Origin of the sequence: Corynebacterium sp. L4757 (assembly GCF_043673995.1) — a bacterium.
GTDB lineage: Bacteria > Actinomycetota > Actinomycetes > Mycobacteriales > Mycobacteriaceae > Corynebacterium.
Genome location: NZ_JBIMEN010000003.1, coordinates 182,396 through 204,757, shown reverse-complemented (window position 1 = coordinate 204,757; position 22,362 = coordinate 182,396). Strand labels below are relative to the sequence as shown.

Annotated in this window: 20 protein-coding genes; 8 read left to right on the top strand and 12 right to left on the bottom strand. The window is 56.4% G+C overall.

Annotated features, from left to right (window positions below; all coding sequences use genetic code 11):
- Positions 1-148: 148 nt before the first annotated feature.
- The 4 genes from ACG98I_RS05670 (at position 149) to ACG98I_RS05655 (ending at position 5,472) form a co-directional block, all read left to right on the top strand.
- Complete coding sequence (locus ACG98I_RS05670; protein WP_394719270.1) at positions 149-2,254, top strand: PhoX family protein; 2,106 nt, start codon at positions 149-151, stop codon at positions 2,252-2,254.
- A gap of 276 nt (positions 2,255-2,530) precedes the next feature.
- Complete coding sequence (locus ACG98I_RS05665; RefSeq protein ID WP_394719005.1) at positions 2,531-4,246, top strand: carbon starvation protein A; 1,716 nt, start codon at positions 2,531-2,533, stop codon at positions 4,244-4,246.
- Positions 4,247-4,249: 3 nt separating this feature from the next.
- Positions 4,250-4,513: a cory-CC-star protein gene (locus ACG98I_RS05660; protein ID WP_394719007.1), complete on the top strand. Its 264-nt coding sequence runs from the start codon at positions 4,250-4,252 to the stop codon at positions 4,511-4,513.
- A 20-nt stretch (positions 4,514-4,533) separates the two neighbouring features.
- A complete protein-coding gene (locus ACG98I_RS05655) occupies positions 4,534-5,472 on the top strand; it encodes an ArsA family ATPase (RefSeq protein WP_394719271.1) in 939 nt (312 codons plus the stop codon).
- On the opposite strand, the gene ACG98I_RS05650 is transcribed toward ACG98I_RS05655, so the two are convergent.
- The 12 genes from ACG98I_RS05650 to dacB all read right to left on the bottom strand — a co-directional run bounded on the left by ACG98I_RS05650 (position 5,469) and on the right by dacB (position 16,754).
- Positions 5,469-6,314 (bottom strand): pantoate--beta-alanine ligase, encoded by an 846-nt coding sequence (locus ACG98I_RS05650; protein ID WP_394719009.1) that lies wholly within the window; start codon positions 6,312-6,314, stop codon positions 5,469-5,471. The two genes, ACG98I_RS05655 and ACG98I_RS05650, sit on opposite strands and share 4 nt — an antisense overlap.
- Positions 6,311-7,000: a hypothetical protein gene (locus ACG98I_RS05645; protein WP_394719011.1), complete on the bottom strand. Its 690-nt coding sequence runs from the start codon at positions 6,998-7,000 to the stop codon at positions 6,311-6,313. The genes ACG98I_RS05650 and ACG98I_RS05645 overlap by 4 nt, the downstream gene beginning before the upstream one ends.
- Positions 7,001-7,005: 5 nt before the next feature.
- A complete protein-coding gene (locus ACG98I_RS05640) occupies positions 7,006-8,238 on the bottom strand; it encodes a DUF6779 domain-containing protein (RefSeq protein ID WP_394719012.1) in 1,233 nt (410 codons plus the stop codon).
- A 4-nt stretch (positions 8,239-8,242) separates the two neighbouring features.
- A complete protein-coding gene (locus tag ACG98I_RS05635) occupies positions 8,243-8,719 on the bottom strand; it encodes a DUF3180 domain-containing protein (protein ID WP_394719013.1) in 477 nt (158 codons plus the stop codon).
- Positions 8,716-9,201 (bottom strand): 2-amino-4-hydroxy-6-hydroxymethyldihydropteridine diphosphokinase, encoded by a 486-nt coding sequence (gene folK / locus ACG98I_RS05630; RefSeq protein ID WP_394719014.1) that lies wholly within the window; start codon positions 9,199-9,201, stop codon positions 8,716-8,718. The genes ACG98I_RS05635 and folK overlap by 4 nt, the downstream gene beginning before the upstream one ends.
- Before the next feature lie 5 nt (positions 9,202-9,206).
- Positions 9,207-9,581: a dihydroneopterin aldolase gene (gene folB, locus ACG98I_RS05625; RefSeq protein WP_394719015.1), complete on the bottom strand. Its 375-nt coding sequence runs from the start codon at positions 9,579-9,581 to the stop codon at positions 9,207-9,209.
- A gap of 58 nt (positions 9,582-9,639) precedes the next feature.
- Entirely contained in the window at positions 9,640-10,509 is an 870-nt protein-coding gene (folP, locus tag ACG98I_RS05620) for a dihydropteroate synthase (protein WP_394719016.1), read from the bottom strand.
- 40 nt (positions 10,510-10,549) lie between these two features.
- A complete protein-coding gene (gene folE, locus ACG98I_RS05615) occupies positions 10,550-11,149 on the bottom strand; it encodes a GTP cyclohydrolase I FolE (protein WP_394719017.1) in 600 nt (199 codons plus the stop codon).
- 69 nt (positions 11,150-11,218) lie between these two features.
- Positions 11,219-13,789: an ATP-dependent zinc metalloprotease FtsH gene (ftsH, locus tag ACG98I_RS05610; protein ID WP_394719018.1), complete on the bottom strand. Its 2,571-nt coding sequence runs from the start codon at positions 13,787-13,789 to the stop codon at positions 11,219-11,221.
- 16 nt (positions 13,790-13,805) lie between these two features.
- Positions 13,806-14,414, bottom strand: a complete 609-nt coding sequence (hpt, locus tag ACG98I_RS05605; protein ID WP_394719019.1) for a hypoxanthine phosphoribosyltransferase — start codon at positions 14,412-14,414, stop codon at positions 13,806-13,808.
- A gap of 43 nt (positions 14,415-14,457) precedes the next feature.
- On the bottom strand, positions 14,458-15,453 hold the full coding sequence (tilS, locus tag ACG98I_RS05600) for a tRNA lysidine(34) synthetase TilS (protein WP_394719021.1): 996 nt from the start codon (positions 15,451-15,453) through the stop codon (positions 14,458-14,460).
- Between the two features lie 2 nt (positions 15,454-15,455).
- On the bottom strand, positions 15,456-16,754 hold the full coding sequence (gene dacB, locus ACG98I_RS05595) for a D-alanyl-D-alanine carboxypeptidase/D-alanyl-D-alanine-endopeptidase (protein ID WP_394719022.1): 1,299 nt from the start codon (positions 16,752-16,754) through the stop codon (positions 15,456-15,458).
- Positions 16,755-16,833: 79 nt separating this feature from the next.
- Between dacB and ACG98I_RS05590 the strand changes: the two genes are divergently transcribed.
- The 4 genes from ACG98I_RS05590 (at position 16,834) to ACG98I_RS05575 (ending at position 22,214) form a co-directional block, all read left to right on the top strand.
- Positions 16,834-17,310 carry an inorganic diphosphatase gene (locus ACG98I_RS05590; RefSeq protein WP_394719023.1) on the top strand — a complete coding sequence of 159 codons (477 nt, stop codon included), beginning with the start codon at positions 16,834-16,836 and terminating at the stop codon, positions 17,308-17,310.
- A gap of 146 nt (positions 17,311-17,456) precedes the next feature.
- Positions 17,457-17,762, top strand: coding sequence for a rhodanese-like domain-containing protein (locus ACG98I_RS05585; protein WP_394719025.1), 306 nt, complete (start codon positions 17,457-17,459; stop codon positions 17,760-17,762).
- 126 nt (positions 17,763-17,888) lie between these two features.
- Positions 17,889-18,353, top strand: coding sequence for a MarR family winged helix-turn-helix transcriptional regulator (locus ACG98I_RS05580; protein ID WP_394719027.1), 465 nt, complete (start codon positions 17,889-17,891; stop codon positions 18,351-18,353).
- A 3-nt stretch (positions 18,354-18,356) separates the two neighbouring features.
- Positions 18,357-22,214: a Pls/PosA family non-ribosomal peptide synthetase gene (locus tag ACG98I_RS05575; protein WP_394719029.1), complete on the top strand. Its 3,858-nt coding sequence runs from the start codon at positions 18,357-18,359 to the stop codon at positions 22,212-22,214.
- Positions 22,215-22,362 lie beyond the last annotated feature (148 nt).

Here is a 22,362-nt window from a genome sequence, read left to right as displayed (position 1 = left end):
GCCCCATATTTGATTAATTCGGCAATGTTTTTCAATTCATCTACTTGTCATCTGAAATTATCAGTTAGGTAAACTGAACTACCTAATTTAGATGTGTCACCCCAGACTAGATATTTTCTTGAACCAACTTATGACTGGAGCACATCTCGTGGATCTCAAAGGACGCAACCTCCTCAGTTCCCTATTCTCTTCCTCTCGCTCTTCGCTGACCTGCACCTACAAGTGCGGTAATGCCTGTTTCGGCGCATGTGAGAACACGTCGAATAACCCTTACTTCGCGGACCAGTTCTCCCGCCGTACCGCGCTGCGCGCTGGTGGTCTGACCGTTGTCACCGTTGGAGGCGGCGCTGCTTTGGCTGCATGTGCTGCACCAAGCGAGAATGATGCAGCGGCCACCTCCGCGAATGCAGCGCCATCCTCCGAGGGCTCCTCCTCCGAGGCAACCGTTGAGCACGTCTCCAATAAAGGCATGCAATTTACCCCGGTTGAACCAAATACCGAGGATGCTGTTGTTATCCCTGAAGGCTATGAGCAGTCCATTCTGATTGCATGGGGCGACCCAGTCATCGAAGGCGCTCCAGAATTCGATGTTGAGAACCAGACTGCAGAAGATGCTGAGAAGCAGTTCGGGTTCAACAATGACTTCGCTGGCCTGCTGGACCACCCGGAAGATGACTCCCGCATGGTGTACGTGTGCTCCCACGAATACACCACCGAGCCACAGATGTTCCCGGATTATGATCCAGAAGATCCTACTGAAGAGCACGTGAAGATTGGCTGGGCTGGCCACGGCCTAACCGTCTTGGAGGTATCCAAGGTTGATGGCACCGGTGACCTGAAACGCGAATTCGGTCCTCTCAACCGCCGCATCACCGCGACCACCCCATTCAAGTTGGTTGGTCCTGCCGCAGGTTCTGATTACACCAAGACCGACGCTGACCCAACTGGTGAAGACGTTCTGGGCACCTTGAATAACTGCGCTGGTGGTGTGACCCCATGGGGCACCATCTTGTCTGGTGAAGAAAACTTTGACCAGTACTTCGCCAATGCATCCAGCGATGATGAGCGCACCCAAGCTTCTCTCGAGCGCTTCGGTTTCAGCGATGAAGCTTCGGACCGCAAGTGGGAAAACTACGACGACCGCTTCGATGTCTCCAAGGTTCCAAATGAAGTCAATCGCTTCGGCTACATCGTGGAGTTCGATCCTTTCGATCCAGAATCCACCCCTATCAAGCACTCCGCCAATGGCCGCTTCAAGCACGAAGCTGGCAACATCCACATCGCCGACGACGGCACCGTTGTGTGCTACTCCGGTGATGACTCCCGCTTTGAGTACATCTATAAGTTCGTCTCTTCCAAGCAGATGGTTGAAGGCGACCTCGAGCACAACATGACCATCCTGGACAATGGCACCCTGTATGTCGCTGTCATGGAAGGTAACTCTCCTGAGGATGAAATCGATGGCTCCGGCGTTTTGCCAGAAGATGGCGCTTTCGACGGCACCGGCAAGTGGGAGCCACTGCTGACCGCCAACGAGGGCGAGTACGAGTCTCACGTTGACGGTTTCACCGCTGAAGAGGTTGCCATCTTCACCCGCGAAGCGGCAGACGCTGTCGGTGCAACCAAGATGGACCGTCCAGAAGACATGGAAGTTCACCCTTCCACCTCCAAGGTTTATGTTGCGTTGACCAATAACTCCTACCGTGGCGCTACCGGCGAAGACGCGGATAGCAACAAGGAAGATCCAATGGAGTGGGCACCAGTGAAGGAAAACAAGAACGGTCTGGTCATGGAGATTGAAGATGACCACGCCGGCGAAAAGTTCACTTGGAACCTGTTCCTGGTTTGTGGTGACCCAGCGGAAGCTTCCACCTACTTCGGCGGCTTTGATAAGGAAAAGGTCTCCCCTATCTCTTGCCCAGATAACTTGGCATTCGATAATAATGAGCTGATGTGGATCTCCACCGATGGCAACGCTCTGGGCTCCAACGACGGCCTGTACGCAGTGACCACCGAGGGCGAAAACCGTGGTGAGCTCAAGTGCTTCCTCACCGTTCCTGCTGGCGGTGAGACCTGCGGCCCAATCGTCACCGATGAACGCGTCATGGTCAACGTGCAGCACCCAGGCGAAACCGATGACGCCACCTTCGACAACCCAACCTCCAACTGGCCTGACGGCGGCGACTCCACCCCACGCCCAGCTGTTGTGACCGTATGGCGCACCGATGGCAATATCGGCATCCAGGACGCTTAAACACACTCGGCGAGGTTCGCAGAATTAGCTAAAACTAGCCCCGAGACAGTACCCCGGTAAGAATCCATTTCAAGGATCTACCGGGGACTTCTATATCCTGCGCCCCCACGGCCATTCCCCCGGCCGGTCTGGAAGGTTCATTAATTTTCAATAACCCTAGTGAACTCCGATTTCATGGTCTACGCTTAATTCACAGCAAACCTTGATTCACATCACATCTATGCGGCAAGTATTGATGTGGTGGCCCTCCCGTCGACCAGTTTTCGGAGCACGATAATGAACTCTCTACTTCTAGCACTAATTGGTGTAGCCATGATGATTTGTGGCTATCTTCTTTATTCCAAATTCTTGGGTAAGAAGATCTACCAACTGTCCCCTAAGTATAAAACCCCAGCCCACACCATGGAAGATGGCGTGGACTTTGTACCCACCAATAAGTATGTGTTGTGGGGACACCACTTCACGTCTGTCGCCGGTGCCGCGCCAATTATTGGTCCAGCCGTCGCGGTAATTTGGGGCTGGTTCCCAGCCTTCTTATGGGTCACCATCGGCACGGTCTTTGCCGCCGGCATGCATGACCTCGGCGTTTTGTGGGCATCACAACGCCACCGCGGGCAGTCGATTGGTATGTTGTCGGGACGATACATCGGCAAGCGCGGCCGCATGCTGTTTTTGGTGGTCATCTTCCTGCTGCTGCTCATGGTTAATACGGCCTTCGGCGTGGTGATTTCTAACCTTCTGATTTCCACGCCGTCTGCGGTTATCCCAACCTGGGGTGCTATTGTCGTAGCGCTTCTCATTGGTCAGGCTATTTACCGCTTTAATTGGAACCTGCCGCTGGTATCCATCGTGGGCGTGGTTGCGCTTTACTCACTGATGATTTTGGGCGATATGTACCCAATCGCCCTGCCGGAAACCGTCTTGGGCATTCCGGCTAACGGTGTCTGGATCATCATCCTGTTCATCTACGCCTTCTGTGCTTCCCTGCTGCCGGTCTGGGTCCTGCTGCAGCCACGAGATTACATCAACGGGCTGCAACTGTTTATCGGACTCGGCATTTTGTACGCATCCTTCATCTTCACCCGCCCAGACATCCTAGCCCCGGCCATTCGCGCCGATGTCCCCGAAGGCACCCCGGGCATGTTCCCACTGCTGTTTGTGACCATTGCGTGTGGCGCGATTTCCGGTTTCCACGGCATGGTTGCCTCCGGTACCTCTTCTAAGCAGCTGGATAAAGAAACCGATGCGCGCTTCGTAGGCTACTTCGGTGCTGTTGGTGAAGGCCTTCTGGCACTGGGCACGATTATTGCGACCACCGCTGGTTTCCGCACCGTCGCCGACTGGGAGAATATCTACTCCGAATTCAATGCGGGCGGCGTTGAAGCTTTCGTCGAAGGCGGCGGCAACCTGCTCAATGAGGGCTTGGGCATTTCCACCTCACTATCAGCCACTATTTTGGCAACCATGGCCGTGCTCTTTGCCGCGACCACCATGGACTCTGGTGTGCGTCTGCAGCGAATCGTGGTCCAGGAATTCGGTGACGTTGCCGGCGTGAAAATCAATACCTTCTTGGCTACCTGTATCGCCGTGCTGGTTGCCTTCGGACTGACTTTCTCCCAAGGCACTGACGGCTCGGGCGGTATGACCATCTGGCCGCTCTTCGGCACGACTAACCAGCTCATGGCCGGTCTGTCTCTATCCATCCTGCTGCTGATTCTCATGCACCTGCGCCGACCAACCTGGCCGATTCTCATCCCGCTCATTTTCCTGACTGTGATGAGTCTGTGGGCGGCACTCATCCAGCTTGTCTCCTTCTTCCAGGAAGGCAATTGGCTGCTCTTTGTCATGGACGTCATCATTGTCCTGGCCGCGGTGTGGATCATCGTCGAGGTCTTCCTGGCCATCGGCCGGATGAAAAACACCAAACCACTAGTCTGGTCTGATGATGATGTTGATGCGCCCGCGCCCGAATCGGCCGACAGTAATGTCTAAGTCATGTCATTAAAAGACACCCTGGCTCGCTTTGGCGCGGAGCTGCAAGAGTATTACTCCGCGCCTTATCGCGCTGCCTTTGCCAAAGCCCAGCAGCAAGAAGATGACCTGTTCATGATGCTGGTCATGTCAGAAGCACTCGGCATCCCCAACCCAGCGAGCTTTTACACGCTGGAGTTATTGCCGGTTGTCTATGAAGATTTCCACGCCTGGCACCGCCGCATGGGCATGGCGAACTCACCGTTGGAGAATATTCAGTGTTGCTAAATTTCCCGGCTTCCCCCGTCATGTTCTTCGGTGGCAAAGGTGGCGTGGGTAAGACAACCATCGCGAATGCAACTGCATTGCAGCTTTCTGCTTCCGCTACCACGCTGGTGGTCTCCACCGACCCGGCGCACAATGTGGGTCATCTGTGGGATACCAAGGTAGGTGATGTTCCTACGGCCGTGCGCCCGGGCATTGATGTGCTGGAGCTTGATCCCGCGCGTGCCACCCAGGAACATCTTCAGCAGGCGGGTGACACCATGCGGCGGATGATGCCGGAGCACCTGCATAAAGAGGTCAAAAAGCATCTTCATTTAGCCGAGCATTCCCCCGGCACGCATGAGGCTGCCATGTTAGAGCGCATTGCCATCCTGTTGGAAGATTACGGCGAGAAATATGACCACATCATTTTTGATACCGCTCCATCCGGTCACACCGCCCGGCTCATGGCGCTGCCGGAGCTGATGTCCGCCTGGACCGATGGTTTGCTAGAGCGGCGCGCTAAGTCGGAGAAATTCTCGGACATTGTGCGCGGGATGTCGCCAACAGGCAAAGACCGCACCGTGGCAACAGCGGTGGATCCGGTGGATCGCCGCAACCAGGAATTGCGGTCGATTCTGCTCAAGCGCCGCCGCCGGTTTGAACAACTTCGGGCAGTGCTTACCGATGCCACCCGTTGCCAATTCCACATCGTGCTCACCGCCGAGCGCCTGCCAGTGCTAGAAACTGATGAATTTCACGCGGAGCTAAACGCCAATGGTGTACATGTTGGTGCATTAATTGTGAATCGCCGCTCCCCTGCTGATCAGGGTGAGTTCTTGGCTTCACGCCGTAAGTATGAAGATGAGGCACTGGCCGATCTTCAGCGGCGTTTGCCCAAGCTGGATGTTATTGAGATTCCGCTGCGTGCGCACGATGTGGGTTCACCGCAGGCACTGGAAGAAATCGCGAGCTTTCTCTAGTTCTCTGCTTGGCTTGCTGCTTCGGCGTGAGCTTCGATGTTGCGGAAGCCAATACCGATAGGCAGTCCGACGTTATCTGTCAGGCGCACGCCGCCAATGGTGGCAGCAACCAGCAGGCGGGCGTCACCAATCTCAGGTGCTTCACCCAGGTCGCGGCCGCGGAGTTCTACGTACTCTGGCTCAATACCCGCCGCGTCAAGGACGGTCTTGACTACTTCTAGCACCTGCTTCGCGCCCGCTTCGGCCGCATGCGCGCCCGCAGTGAGCGCCGCCGATAGTGTGCTGGCCTTCTCACGTGCGGACTCTTTCACCTCAAGGTTACGCAGGGACAGCGCCAGACCATCAGGCATACGCACGGTTGGAACGCCTTGCAGACGAACCTGGATATGGAAATCATGAATAGCCTGGTTCAGCGCGATGAGCAGCTCATAGTCTTTCTCTCCGACCACAACATCGCTGGGGCCCAGTGCACCGAGCAGCGCCAGGATTCGTGTGAGTTCAGAACTGATGAATTCCGCTGGTTCTAGCGTCGGGGTCTGCGAGGTAATCTGCAGGCGCTGACCATTGGGCCACAATTGTTCATCGGTGTACTGCCAGATAACATCCACCGATTCCTTGCGCAGGGCCTCTAGATCTTGCTCATCAGTAGAAGACAGCGCGACCACCACGACGGAACCGCGAATGGCTTTAGCCGCGCGCACCAGCGCGATGTGACCGGCGTGAACCCCGCGGCCAAGGGGCACCAGCGCAACAGGAGCACCTGTCTTCTTAAAAGCCGAGCCCACCTTGGAAATCATGTCCAGGTCTGACACTACTGTTGCTTGCCCGCGGCCAATGCTCATCGAAGTTCCTCCTGCAGTCCCCACATCTCTAATTCCATGTTATTTTCTAGCTCGCCCACCCGGCGTGCGGCCTCGACATAGGCTTTGCGGAAACCCGGGTCGGTGATGCCTGCAAATGCAGCGTACACATCGCTGGGTTCAATCGTGGTCAGCCCGTTATCTAGAAGAGCGTCTGGATCTGTGAACAGAGCATCGTCGCCAATATCCATGTACACATCTCGGTATGCCTTGCTGGTTATTCGCGCAATCAGCTCGGCGTAGACGATTTTCGGCGCCAACTCCGCGCGTTCGGAATCAGTCTTTGGGACGGAGACCTGACCGGATTCAAAAAGCAGGACTTCAGCAATACCTTGGGCCAGCTCATCACTGGTGCTCACGAGCCAGCGGTCGGTTCCGACGTGCGCAATCGCCATCGCCAAAGCACCTTTGACTTCCACTGGGTCTAGCACCTGCACGCCCAATCCAATGCTGGTGTGAATGACAATCTGGCCGCGTCGAATGTGCGGTTCAAGGGCTAAGGCTAAGCCCTCGACTTGTTGCTGCGGAGTGCTAATCACGATCGCTTCGAAAGCAGAGACGTCTGGAATGTCATCGACATCAATAACGTCATGGCCCTGCGTGGTGAGCAAGGTACGCAGGGCATTCGAACGCCCCAACCACCCAACGTTCATACGTGGTGCTGGCATAAAATTTATGAATCCTTATTGCGCTTCTTCGCAGCAGCAAGCAGCTCGGCAACAGAGACAGAACCTTCACGGTGGGAATCGCTGCGGCGACGTCCACGGCGTGGTTCATCCTCTTCACCGGAAGCATGCTTTGCATGTGCCTTCGCTGCATCATCGCCACCAGCATCCCAGCGCACTGCTTGGAAGGAACCAGTGTTGAATTCCTTAGGCTTGTCATCCTGCTGTGAATCTTCAGCAGATGCCGCAGTCGCAGCGGCTTCCTGCTTCTTGCCGGACTTCGACTTTGCCTTGGATTTCTTCTTTGCAGATTCCGTACCTGCGGTTACTGCTGCGGAAGAAGCCGCAGAAGTGCTCGAAGCCGGAGTCTCGGCTGGCTTCGCAGCTGGGGTCTCCGCTGCCGCTGGTGCTGACTTGTCAGCGGCAGGCTCGGAAGCATCACTATTCATCTCATTGATGAACTCGGCCAGCGGATTATCGTTGCGGGTGTAGGTGGGTTGGCTGCCCAAGCGGCCTGCGATGGCATCAGCGGAAGGCTTGCCGCCGGATTGCTGGGTGAATTCGACGTCATCTTCTGAAGGCAGATCAGAGAAGGAATCATAGCCAGAGGTGTAGGACGCATTGGAGTGCTGGAAACCATTTTGCTGTGCTTCACGCTCAGCAGCCTGGAACTCAGCGGCGTGAGCGCGAGCTTCAATTTCCATGATGCGGCGAGCTTCCGCCTTCAACGCAGCTGGTTCATAGGTGAACTCGCGGCCAGAAAGCTCCTCAATCTGCTCACGGATAGATGCCAGCTCCGCCTTAATTTCAGCGAGCACATCCATGTCAATGGAAGAAGATCCTTCTAGGCGCTCCAGTGCTTGACTGGTGGATTGCTGTGCACGAATCTTTTCCAGCTCTGCGTGGTAAAGCTCGTCGCGGACATCCATTTCTTCTTCGCGCTCACGTACCTGATTGCGGTAACGGGTTACCAGGAAGATTCCGCCTACAGCCGCCCACAGTGCCGCCAGCAGCGCGATCTTTAATGCCGCGGTGGAGCTAGCCAACAGCATCACGATGGAGGCAATAATCGCTAGGACCACTAGGACGATCAAAATGATCTGCCCGGTATCGCGTCCCTCCAACAGGTTGGCCGAATCACTGGTTCCATGACCGGTTGAATGATCATCACCATAATCATCACCAGTGTGATAATTGGCGTTGTCAGAGTCGTTGTACTTCTCTTTATCGTAGGCGGTCATATTTCTACTCTATCGCTTGTGCTCCATCGGTTGGAGGTGGCACTTCACAGTGTCGCTCCAAGATTATTCCAGCAATCGCCATCGCCAAACCACCCAAAACGGATGTCACGACCCCAATGAGGTCATCGGCAGCGGCAGCAATCTGTCCACTCATTGGCACCACATATAATGCGATACCCAAATAAGCTGAGCCCACGATAGCACCCGTCCATGCTGATGCTTTTCCCACCAACATAAATTGCGCTATCGTCAACGGGTTTAATTGCGAGCGGTCCAGGCCAATGCCGTGGGCATCCTCCCCTTTGGCTTTGCGCACTTTGAAGGTCAGGCCACCGCATAAAATTGCCATTGCCCACAACGTGATGGACACGGCGGTCGGGATGGCAAACATGGAGCCATAAAAGCCGCGGGTCAGGATGTATGCGGCCAGGGTGATAAAGACAGCAATGCCCACTAGCGCGGGAATCGATGTCTTTTTCACAGCTCCTCCACGCGTCCTAGTACTTTGATTCCGTCGATATCTGCTTGCGGTACGTTGCCAATCAGGCCAGCAACAGGCTTGCCGCCCAGGGTGGCATTCACATCTGCGGCCATCCATGGGATCAGAACGAATGCGCGTTCCGATGCCCTCGGGTGCGGCACCGTCAGCTCCTCATCATCGGAGGAATAGCCATCGATCTCGATAATATCGACATCCAATGTCCGCGGCCCCCACCGCTTTTCCCGTACGCGGTCAGCTGCGTTTTCTAATTCCTGACAGCGACGCAAAAGCTCATATGGGGTTTGGTCAACATCCACGATGAGAATCGCGTTATAGAATTCCGCTTGGTCTTCCACGCCCCACGGCGGGGTGGAGTACACACGCGATGATGAGAGGGTTTCATTCTTGAACCCGTCAAAGACAGTCTGCAAAAGAGCTGCCTTATCGCCCATATTGGAGCCAATGGATAACACCGCGCGCATGTCGTCTACCTTTCAGACTTTCGGGAGCGACGCGCTACCACGGACACGTCACGGAAGGTGCGCTCAATTGGCGCATCCGGCTTATGAACGGTGACTTCGACAGCATAAAGCGCGGCGAAGTCAGCCATGATTTTCTCCGCGATTTCACTGGCCACGGTTTCAATCAGATCGCGGGCAGGGCCCTCGACGATGTTCGCGGCAAGCTCAGCGAGGTCGGCGTAGCTGACGGTCTCAGAAAGGTCATCGGTGGCGGCCGCCTTTTTGAAACTTGACCAGCAGGTCACATCCACGATGAACTTTTGTCCATCGCGCTTTTCATGGTCGAAAACGCCGTGATAGCCAAAGCACTCAAGTCCTCTGAGTTCAATCCGGTCAGCCATTTACCTCACCTTTACTACTAAGTGTTCCGGGGTGTCCGGGTTCTCCGGGATCTCCGGTTTAAGCCCGTGTCTGATAGTTTGCGCCAGCAGCCCAAGCCGCTGCAACATCCACGGCATCACGCGAAACCTCTACGTCATGCACACGAACTGCCCATGCACCCATCTGTGCGGACAGCGCCGTGACCGCCGCGGTGGCTGGGTCCGCTAGGTGCGGACCGAATTCCACGCCGCGTTCCTCACGGATCCCCGCTAGGAATCGCTTGCGGGAAGCACCCACCAAAATCGGATACTCTCCGTTGATGAATTCCGGCAAAGCTTTCAGTAATGCCCAGTTATCTTGTGGGGTCTTGGCAAAACCCAGACCTGGATCCAGGCTGATGCGCTCCGGGGTTACCCCGGCGCTAATCGCATTATCGGTCACACGCGCAAGTGTTTCGTGTACGTCTTTGACCACGTCACCATTGTGGTCAGCAGAACCAGCCGCATCACCAAAACGCACGGTCCGCCAGTGCATCAAGCACACCGGCACCTGGGAATCAGCCATGACGCGGTACATGTTGTCATCGGCCAGCCCGCCGGAGACATCGTTGAGCAACACTGCCCCTGCCTCAACAGCGGCCTCAGCAACGCTGGCGCGCATGGTGTCAACGGAGCACGGGATGCCTTCATCTGCCAGCGCCTTAATCACCGGAGTAACGCGTTCCTTCTCAACATCTGCGTCCACGCGGGTCGCACCGGGACGCGTGGATTCACCGCCCACGTCAATCATGTCTGCGCCGTTCGCCACCAGCTCACGGCCGTGTTTAATGGCCGTATCAATATTGATCCACTTACCACCATCAGAAAATGAATCTTCCGTGACATTCACGATGCCCATAATCAGCGTGCGGTCTTTCGCAACCTTTGGGCAAATATCATTAACGTTCATGAGCTGGTCTGACCTCCTGGTGGCATGGGTGAGAATAGTTTTAGCTGCGGATGAGGCTCATGACCTCAGCGCGGGAAGCGGCGTTATTCTTAAATCCGCCACGCACCGCTGAAGTGGTGGTCACCGCGCCTGGCTTACGAACCCCACGCATACCCATGCACAGGTGCTCGCATTCAATGACCACGATGACAGACTGTGCGCCCAGCTTTTCAATCAGCGCATCTGCCACCTGGCGGGTAAGACGTTCCTGGACCTGTGGGCGCTTGGCAAAACCTTCTGCCAGACGCGCCAACTTAGATAGTCCCGTGACGTGCCCATCTTTGCCGGGTATGTAGCCAATGTGCGCAACACCGTAGAAAGGCACCAGGTGGTGCTCACACGTGGAGTAAATCGGAATGTCACGCACCAGCACCAGTTCCTGGTGGTCTTCAGCAAAAGTCTTGCTTAGTACTTCAGTGGGATCAGTGTGCAGCCCGTCAAAAATCTCTTCATATGCTCTGGCCACGCGCGCTGGGGTTTCTTGCAGCCCCTCGCGGTCTGGGTCTTCACCAACGGCGATGAGCAATTCACGAATAGCTGCTTCCGCTCGTGCCTGGTCAAACTCACGCACAGCTGGGATAGAGCTGTCACTATTGTCCATGGATATTGTCCTTGTTTGAAAAGTTTCTAAAACCGCCCGCGCCATGACAGCGCGGGCGGTCAAATGTTTTTAGTAATTATCTTCACCCGGGTGACGCTCTGGCTTTTTAGCATAAGGATTCTGAGTGTCGTCATCATTGAGCCCCGGAGTTGCCCAGCCTTCGTCATCATGTGCCGATGGCTTATGGTGACGCCCGGTTGGGATTTCCGTCGTGTCATCCTCGCTCGGACGACGCTCACCCATCCGCTCAGAAATCGAGCGCTTTTCCTCGCCCTCATCCAGCTTGTCTTCCAACTGAGCCTCTGGCTGTGCTTCCGGCTTCGGCGCTGGCTGGCGGTCAATCACGGACGTTTTGTCATCGGACTTGCCGGACTGTGGCGTGGCCTTTGGTTCGGCCTCTGATTGCGACTGCACTTCCTGCTGTGGTTCCGGCGCAGGCTGAGCTGCAGGCTCGGTTTCTTCAATGACCTTGGAATCTGCGGCGCCAGCAGCCTTGACGGAGTCTTCGGTCCAGTCGCCGGCATGCTGGCCGAAGTTGAAGCCGATTTCAGGCTCATTCTTGTCAGCAGTGCCGGTTGCGGAATCTCGAGAGTCCGAGGCATCGGCGTCATTGGATGCATTGGCCTGGGATTCTTCCAAGGCGAGTCGGCGTTCGCGGGCGATACGGGAGGCATCGAGAAGCGTGAAGCGCTTCGGTGGTTCCTCGCCGCGTTCGATGGCCAGCTCAACCGGGGTTTGAACTGGTTCACGGCCAGCTTGTGCTGGGAAGTGATTATCTTCGCCCGGGAAGACCTCCCGGGATTCGCGGGGCTCAATGCCATCGAAGAGAGCTTCCAGGTCTGGGCGACGCAGGGTTTCCTTCTCCAACAATGCTTCGGCGAGCTTATCAAGGTAATCACGGTGCTCGCCCAAAATGTCATAGGCCTGCTGGTGAGCGGAATCCAGAAGGAAGGAAATCTGCTCATCAATCTTGGCCGCCACAGCATCGGAGTACTCGGAGACGCCACCGCCGCCCATGTAAGACATTGGGTCGCCTTGTTCCTTGCCGTACTTGACGGTGCCAAGCGTTGGGCTGAAGCCGTACTCAGTGATCATGGCGCGGGCAATCTTGGTGGCCTGCTCAATATCGGAAGATGCGCCGGTGGTTGGGGCACCAAAGACGAGTTCTTCGGCAGCGCGGCCACCCATGGCGAAGACGAGGCGCGCGAAGAGTTCATCGCGGGTGTACATGCCCTTATCATCTTCTTGCGCGGTCATCGCGTGACCACCGGTGCGGCCACGGGCCAAAATGGTGACCTTGTAGACGCGCTCAATATCCTTCAGCGCCCATGCGGACAGCGTGTGGCCGCCCTCATGGTAGGCAGTGACCTTCTTTTCGTGCTCAGAAATCACCTTGGACTGACGTCGTGGGCCGCCGACCACGCGGTCGGTGGCTTCTTCCAGAGCATCAGCAGTAATGACGTTACCGCCAATACGCGCGGTCAGAAGGGCTGCTTCATTGAGCACGTTGGCCAGATCCGCACCAGACATACCGGCAGTACGCTTAGCCAGTTGAGTGACGTCAACTTCCTTGGCCAAAGGCTTATTCTTCGAGTGCACACGCAGAATCTGCTCGCGGCCGGCCAAATCAGGTGGCGTGACAGGAATCTGACGGTCAAAGCGGCCCGGGCGTAGCAACGCGGGGTCCAAAATGTCCGGGCGGTTAGTTGCGGCAATGAGGATGACGCCCTCGCGGTCGCCGAAGCCGTCCATCTCCACCAGCAGCTGGTTCAGGGTCTGCTCACGTTCATCGTGGCCACCACCGGTACCGGAGCCACGCTGGCGTCCAACGGCATCGATCTCATCGACGAAGATAATACAAGGGCTATTTTCCTTCGCCTGCTTGAACAAGTCACGCACGCGGGAGGCACCCACGCCGACGAACATTTCCACGAAGTCGGAGCCGGAGATGGAATAGAAAGGAACGCCTGCTTCACCGGCAACGGCACGCGCCAGCAAAGTCTTACCAGTACCCGGAGGGCCATAGAGCAGCACGCCGCGTGGAATCTTCGCGCCCAACTCGTGATAACGGGTCGGGTCTTCAAGGAAGTCCTTGATTTCTTGCAGCTCATCGACTGCTTCATCAGCACCGGCCACGTCCTCAAACGTGTTGGTCGGCATGTCCTTGGTCAATTCCTTGGCCTTATTGCCGCCAATACCAAACATGCCACCGGCACCGGTCTGCATGCGCGAGATGAACCAGAACAATACTGCGAACAGGATCAGCATCGGCAGCAAGAAGGTGAACATCGACATCAAGACACTGTCTTGAGTGACGTTGGTCTGGAAGGACTCTGCGCCGGAAGTGCGGACAGCATCGAAGATTTCAGGGGAGGTGCGCGCAGGGTACTTTGCGATAACCTCTTCTACACCTTCGCGCTCTTCCACAGTGATCGGCTCACGCAAGGTGAGTCGGACCTGCTGTTCGCGGTCATCAATTTGAGCTTCCTCAACGTTTTGCGCATCCAGCTGTTCCAACGCAATAGATGTGTCCACGCGCATGAATGAGCGAGTGTCATCGGAGAAGAAGGTGAAGATATACAGCGCTACCAGGATTACTGCAGCGATGCCACCATAACGGAGCCAAGAAGAATTTTTCATTAAGAGGAATTATAAGTTAGTTGTTGGAGTAAACGTCCGGGTGCAGGGTGCCAACATAAGGAAGGTCACGGTAGCGTTCGGCGTAGTCAAGGCCATAGCCAATGACGAATTCATTCGGGATATCAAAGCCGACATCAAAAAGGTCAATCTTGGCGGTCACAACCTCAGGCTTGCGCAATAAGGTGATCACTTCCAAAGACTTGGGGTTGCGGCCCTTCAGGTTACGAATCAGCCAGGACAAGGTCAGGCCGGAGTCGATGATGTCTTCAACGATCAACACGTCACGGCCCTCGATTTCACGGTCCAGGTCCTTCAAAATGCGCACCACGCCGGAAGAGGTGGTGGAGTTGCCATAAGAAGAAACAGCCATGAATTCAATCTGGGATGGGATGCTCAGAGCACGCGCAAAGTCGGTCAAGAAGTAGACCGCGCCCTTCAACACGCAGATCAACAGCAGGTCATCATCAGTATCGGCGTAGTGCTTGGAGGCTTTATCCGCCAATTCTTGAATGCGTTCCTGGAGCTTTTCCTCGCTGATCAGTACGGCCTCAACATCGTTGCCGTAGCGGTGCGGTGGGACATTGAAGTCTTTAGATTCGTATAACGCAGTGTCATTTGTAGCCATGGTTGCCCTTTCTCATGAGCCGGTTTGAGGACCTTAAGGTGGCTTAGGGAGCGTGAAAACGCAATAGTCTCAGTTTGCCACCATCGCGTTGGACTTCCAACCTTGCCCCACGGTTTTTTGCGGTCATATCAGCAACGGCCACATTACCTTGTCCGCTCCAATCGCTGATGAGAGCATCAATTGCCGCTAATGCTGCACGCGTGGGGCTGGCATCATTTGCGGTTAACCAGCGGGCAATTACACGCTTTCTGACAGGTTGCGCCATGCCGGCAAGGTCGGCACAGACCAACTCTTCCGCCGCCGCTACGTCAGGGACGAGGGAATGCAAGAAGGCATCGTCATGGGCAATATCGCTTGCCGATGCCCCCAGCACCGCCACCACATCCCCGCCGTGGATTTCTTCCAACAGCGGCAAGACGCGTTTACGGATAGCGACGCGGCGGAAATCCTCGCGCTCATTATGCGGGTCATGCCAGATATCTGCGCCCACTTCCTCGCAGGCACCCAAGGTATCTGCGCGACGAACCGACAGCAATGGGCGAATGAGGCGCGCACCTTCAATGAACGCTTCAAAGCTCATGCCGTTTACGTGCCCGCGCAGGCTCGATAGCAGCAGGTTTTCGGCCTGGTCATTGGCGGTGTGCGCGACCATCACTGGGGCAGCACCGGCGCGCTGTGCAAATCCTTGGTAACGGGCCCGGCGCGCGGCAGCTTCCATGCCATCTGGATGTGAAGTATCAACATCAACGGTGATGATGTCCGTGTTTGCGCCCCACGCTTCAGCTTGTGCAGCAGCACGCTGGGCGACCTCACGGGAACCAGGTTGCAGCTGATGGTCGACGCATAGCGCTGTAACTGCGGTCTTGGTTCCGCGAGTTTCGGCACATACTGCCGCTATTAGAGCCAGTGAATCAGCCCCACCGGAAAGACCCACGAATACCGTGGGTGGATATTCGAGCGTTGCAAGTGCCCGGCGCACCGCCACGCGCACGCGCAGAAAGTGCGGGGATGTCCGCGGCCAAAAAGGTGGGGTGCTCATTGTTAGTATTCGCGCAGGATACTAGCCATGGTGTCTTGGGCTTGGCGTGCACCTAAGATGTCGCCATCATTGACCAGGAAGGTAAACGCGTAGACGTTGCCGGAATCACCCAGCGCGGTGCCACTGAGTGCGGAGACACCGGTGAGCGTGCCGGTCTTGGCACGCACGAAACCCCGTCCGGACAGATCCACGTAGCGGTCAGCCAAGGTTCCCTCACCGCCGGCGACCGGCAGGTAAAGCAAAATCTCGCGCAGTGATGCGTTACTAGCGGCATCCAAGATGATGTGGGTGAGCAGGTCCGCGTTGATGCGGTTATCTACTGACAGCCCCGAATTATCGTTGAGGATAACGCCATCAGTGTTAAAGCCGGCATCGGCAAGCAATTGCAACGTGTTGTCTGTTGCCCCATCGAAGCTGGGCTCGGCGCCCGAAGCAAGAGCGGTCTCGCGCGCGATGGCCTCGGCCATGACATTGTCCGAGTGCTTCATCATTTCTTCAGCGCGCTGCATGAAGGTATCGGACTCCACGTGAGCTATGACCTCACCATCTTCCGGCGCGGGCCCGGTACCGGCATTGGACGCGCCCACGTAGTCAGCGACGGTGGACGCTACATCGAGCGCCGGGGTGTGCGAACGCGGCACATCGCCCTCGGTATCGCCTAATCTTCCACCGTAGAGCATCGCCGGCTGCATCGGTGCAACATATCCACCATCCACGTTACTGGGATCCCAGCCTTCGGCCTGGTCATCTCCCGTCCAAATGCTGGTATCAATCAACACCGTGTCAATGGTGTCACCGGTAGCCTGAGCGCTTTCGGTGATCTGTTCAGCTAAATCCTCCAGCTGCTCGTGAGTCATCCACACATCACCAGCTGCCTTAATTACTGCGGTGTCCGTGCCCGGTGCATGCAGGACTTCCGTTTTTAGGCGCGCATCAGCATCGATTTCTAATGCAGCAGCCGCAGCGGTTAAGACTTTGGTCGATGATGCTGGAATCAGCGGCTCGGTGGCGTCATGCTCCCACAACACTTCCCCATCGGTGGTGTTGATGACCTGCGCTCCCAGGGTTGGCAGCGCCGGGCCCTGTGCCATGGCATCCAGACGCCCAGCCATTGAAGAGGTATCAACGTCCGCAGGTTGTGCTGGCTGAACTAGCTCACGTGCTTGCGGTGGCTGCGGGGCCTGCCCGTGGTCCAACGCGCTGTATTCTTGGTGCACAGCAACACCCACTGCAGCGGTTGTTCCCACTGCAGCGGTGGTTAATACTGTGACAGCTATCCAGGCAACGTGTTTTGCTTTCATCGCCACATAGCCTAGCGCTTTGCGTGCAAAAGGTAGACTATGGGCCAGCATTGTTTATCCACAGAAAGGACGCGTCAACGTGAGCGTTGAAGTAACCATTGAAATTCCTAAGGGTTCCCGTAATAAGTACGAGGTTGACCATGAGACCGGCAAGGTCTACCTGGACCGCTACCTGTTTACGCCAATGGCATACCCAGCTGACTACGGTTTCATTGACCACACCCTCGGTGAAGACGGCGACCCATTGGACGCACTGGTTATTCTCCCTGAACCAGTTTTCCCAGGCGTCATTGTTAAGGCCCGCATCCTCGGCGTTTTCAAGATGACCGACGAAGCTGGCGGCGATGACAAGCTGCTGTGCGTTGTGGATGATCCTCGCTCCGAGCGCTACCAGGACATCAGCGACGTTGAGCAGCACGTCAAGGATGAAATCGAGCACTTCTTCACCCGCTACAAGGACCTGGAGCCAAATAAGGAAGTTACCGGTTCCGGCTGGGGCGATAAGGCTGAAGCAGAAGCTATCCACCAGGCTTCCATCGAGCGTTACGGTCAGTAAAGCTCTATCGAGCTCCACTGACGGGGAGAGCGAACCACAACGCCGCGTGCGAAAGCTCGCAGCTAAGCGCCATAACCTTTGGGTTGTGGCGCATTTTTTATTCATAGGCATTTTATATTCACGTCCAAGGCGTAGGATGGGGAGCTATGAAAGAAGTGAACCCGCAAGAAGTACCTACCGATGCCCAGCTGATTGATGTCCGCGAAGACTTCGAATACAACGAGGACCACGCGCGCGGCGTCACTCATATTCCGATGGCTGAGATTCCTGCTCGCTATAAGGAAATCGATGTTGATCAGGATATTTATGTCATCTGCAAGGCCGGCGGCCGCTCCGCCCAGGTAGCGGACTATCTGGAAAACGCCTTGGGTTGGGACAATGTTATTAACGTCGCTGGCGGCACCGATGCGTGGCGTTCGCAGGGCTTGCCGATGGACACTCCACAGCAATAGGCACTGCGCCAAACGCAGCAATAAGCTCTGGCTATTAGCCCGCTTTGGAGCCTTGACCACCATTTTCAATTAGTGGATAACCTCAATCATTTAGACAACAGATGGTAGGAGAGCTACTATTGCCTTATGAGTTCTGCTAATTCACACCATGTGCCGACACCCCTGCTGGAGTCCCCATCATTCCAGCTGGAGCGCCTGCGCCGTCGCACCCGCGACTGCGTGGATGCCGCCCTCGCCGCGCATCAGACCACTATCCGCGAGTACTGGGTGCTGACCTGCCTCATTGAGGAGGATGCAGCGTCCCAGTCCTTTTTGTCTGCCACCTTGGCCATTGACGCATCCGATATGGTGCGCCTGATTGACGCGCTGGAAAAGCGCGGCTGGGCTAAGCGCGAGCGTGACCCGAAAGATCGCCGCCGCCAGATTGTTGCTTCCACCAAAAAGGGCACCAAGATGCATGCGGACTTGGCCAAGTTGGTCACCGCCGCAGAAGATGATGCACTCGATGAATCAACGTCCAAGCAGCTGAAACATTTGCGTAAGCTGGCGCAAGCGATCATTGATGCTGACAAGGAAGAAGAGGCATCTTAAAAAGTGAGTAATCACCTGGCCACGATTCCCGACCAGTACCTGCTTAAAGACCACGCCCCTGCCCCACGCACCCTGTGGGATGTTGTCAAAGATACCGCCACTCAATACCCCGAGGCCGCCGCCATCGATGATGGCGAGATCCTGACTTATTCCGAGCTCATCACCGATGTTGAAGCTTGGGCTTCCGAACTACGTGCGCACGGCGTGAAACGCGGTGACCACATTGGCGTGCGCATGACTTCTGGTCAGCGCGCTCTCTACCTGGCTATTTTGGCGACCCTCGCCTCTGGCGCCGCCTATGTCCCTGTGGACGCCGATGACCCGGATGAGCGCGCTGACATGGTCTTTGGTGAGGCCAATATCAACGGCATCTTCACCGATGAAGGCTTCCGCAAGCTCAACGAATCTGCCGGCACCGACCAAGATGAGCCCCATCTCGAGGACACCGCCTGGATCATCTTCACCTCCGGCTCCACGGGCAAGCCAAAGGGTGTTGCTGTAACTCACCGTTCTGCCGCTGCCTTTGTTGACGCTGAGGCGGCGCTCTTTTTGCAGGATAACCCCCTCGGCCCCGAGGACCGCGTTCTGGCTGGTCTCTCCGTTGCTTTTGACGCATCATGTGAAGAAATGTGGCTGGCATGGGGCCACGGTGCTTGTCTCGTACCAGCTCCTCGTTCACTCGTGCGTTCCGGCATGGACTTGGGCCCATGGCTGATTCGCCGTGACATCACGGTGGTCTCCACGGTTCCTACCTTGGCGGGCCTGTGGCCTGCGGAGGCGCTCGATAATATTCGCCTGTTGATTGTTGGTGGTGAGGCCTGCTCGCAGGAACTCGTTAACCGTCTTGCCACTGACGATCGTGAAATGTGGAATACCTACGGTCCTACCGAGGCGACCGTGGTGGCATCGGCAGCAATGCTCAAACCTAACCACCCAGTCTCCATTGGCTTGCCTTTAAATGGCTGGGACTTGGTTGTCATCGATGATGCCGGTAACCCAGTTTCTCCTGGCGAGGTTGGCGAGCTCGTCATCGGCGGCGTTGGACTGGCCCGCTACCTCGACCCAGAAAAGGACGCCGAGAAATACGCTCCGCTCGATTCCGTCGGCTGGGAACGCGCGTATCGCACCGGTGACCATGTGCGATTGGAAGAAGACGGCCTGTACTTTGTGGGCCGTGTTGATGACCAGGTCAAAATTGGTGGCCGCCGAATTGAGCTCGGTGAAGTCGAAGCCAATGTCGCAGCACTACCCAACGTGTACAACTCCGCAGTAGCGGTCAACAAGACCGCTGCTGGCGAGTCTGTCCTAGTCGGCTACGTCTCCTTGGATGATCCGGATGCCGGCTTTGACCACCGCGCGGCCAAAGAACGCCTGGCAGAAGTCATGCCGGCGGCACTAGTTCCGCGGATCTGCGTCATGGATGAACTACCAATCCGCACCTCCGGCAAAGTGGATAAGAAGGCTTTGCCGTGGCCACTGCCTGGTGTGGGTATTGAGGCCATTGGCCTGAGTGAGACCGAGGAATGGCTCGCGCAACTTTTCGTCGATGTCCTCGGTGTCTCAGTGGAAGATGAACAAGCTGACTTCTTCTCCCTCGGCGGCACGTCACTGGCTGCAGCAACCTTGGTGGGCAGAATTCGTGAGCGCTACCCGAGCGTTGCCGTGCGTGACCTCTATGACCACCCACGCTTGGGCTCTCTCGCCGAAATCATTGATTCCACGGCAGTGGAGGCTAAAGAAGTAGTCACCCGCGAAGTCACACCTGTAGGTGCTGGTACTCGCGTGGTGCAATTTCTGTGGCAATTACCTTCGATGACGCTTTTTGCCACCAACTGGTTGGCATGGCTGCTCTTTGGCTCCAATATTGCTGCCGAATTCGGCGTGAGCTTTGCACCCCACACCCCGTGGTGGCTGGTCATTGTTTTCCTCATTGTCTTTGCCTCACCTCTGGGACGCATCCCGCTGGGTGCTTTTGGCGCGCGCATATTGACGTCTGGCATTACTCCGGGCGAATATCCGCGCGGGGGTTCCGTGCACCTGCGTATTTGGGCTGCTGAACGCTGGAGTGATGCCTCCGGGGCTCGCTCGATTGCTGGCGCCACCTGGGTCTTGACCTACGCACGCCTTCTCGGCGTCAAGGTCGGTAAATTCGTGGACTTGCACTCACTTCCGCCGGTGACTGGTTTGCTCACCCTGGGCAACCATGTCGCTGTGGAACCCGAAGTGGACTTGAGCGGCTACTGGGTTGACGGCGATATTCTCAAGGTCGGCACCATCACGATTAAGGATGAAGCACGCATTGGTGCCCGTTCCCAGCTGATGCCCGGCGCGGTCATCGGCGAGGAAGCCCACATTGAGGCAGGCTCCACCGTCACAGGCAACAAGAAGGTCAAGGCCGGCGCACGCTGGTCAGGTTCCCCGGCTAAAAAAGTTGGGCGTTCCAAGCACCGCTTCCCGGATCATGCACCGAAGCGTCGTCCGCAGTGGGTCTTTATCTACGGCCTGACCTCAATCTTGCTGGCGGCGCAGCCACTGGTCGCAATCGCTCTTGCTGCGGTAGTCATTTTGTATCTCGTTGCTATCACTGGCGGCAATGCATTTGTCGGCGGCATTCTTTTTGCTCCCGTCGGCGCGCTCGCAGCTTTCGCTTTCTACATGGTGCAGACCTGGTTGGGTGTGCGTATCTTGTCCATCGGTATCAAGCCGGGTGTCTTCCCCGTGCGTTCAGCGTCCGGCTGGCGCTTGTGGGCGATTGAGCGTCTCATGGATGACGCCCGTACGGTTCTCTTCCCGCTGTATGCTGGTCAGCTAACCCCGTTGTGGCTGCGTTCTTTGGGTGCCGATATTGGCAAGGATGTGGAAATTTCCACTGCCGTCATGGTTCCTAAATTCACTGAGGTCAAAGACGGCGCGTTCTTGGCCGATGACACCATGATTGGTGGTTATGAGCTCGGCGGCGGTTGGATGTCTTCTGGTTTAACCAAGGTGGGCAAGCGTTCCTTCGTGGGGAACTCCGGCATCACTTCTCCGGGCCGCAAGTTGGCGAAGAATTCCTTGGTTGCTGTCTTGTCTTCAACGCCGAAGAAGGCAAAGTCCGGCACCAACTGGTGGGGCTCTCCACCAGAGCGCATGCGCCGCGTGGAAGCGTCCGTTGATTCTGGTGATTCACTGACTTATAACCCACCGATGTGGGCCAAGGTCGCACGCGGTGTGATTGAAACTCTGCGCCTTTTGGCTCCTGCTGCATCCGCCATGTTGCTGGCTGCAGTAGTTGGCCTCATGGTGGTGCTCATCAACTCCATCGGCTTGTGGTTGACATGGCTGGTCTCCGGCTTGCTGCTGATGGGTGCGGGCATCGTCGCTGTCATCATCACCGTCGTGGTCAAGTGGATCTGCGTGGGCAAACATCGCCCAGGCGACCATCCGTTGTGGTCATCATTTGTCTGGCTCAACGAGCTGCAAGATGCATTCGTGGAAAGCGTTGCCGCACCGTGGTTCTTCAACCATGCGATGGGCACGGCCGAATTGAACACCTCACTGCGCCTTCTCGGCGTGCGGATTGGTCGTGGCGCGTGGATTGAATCCTATTGGTTCCCGGAAACCGACCTCTGCTACATCGGCAAGGGTGCAACCGTTGGGCCTGGCACAGTAGTGCAAACCCACCTCTTCCAGGACCGCGTCATGAGTCTGGATACGGTGACCGTGGATGATGGCGCTACCCTGGCTGCGCATTCAGTCTCGTTGCCAGCATCGCACATTCACACCAATGCAACCGTTGCCCCAGGATCTTTGGTCATGCGTGGTGACCAGGTTCCTGGCCACACCACGTGGCAGGGCAACCCGATTGAACCCGTCGAATAATCCACGTTCTCACTGTGCGGCTCCTGCTTCTTTCATCGTTGCGGGGGCCGCACTTTTGTTTTCCCGGCGCGGGGAGAAAATGGCGTTCACCCCCAATTCACCAGCGATTAAGCGGTGCTCATGGGCGATTTTTCTAAAGTCCTAGATT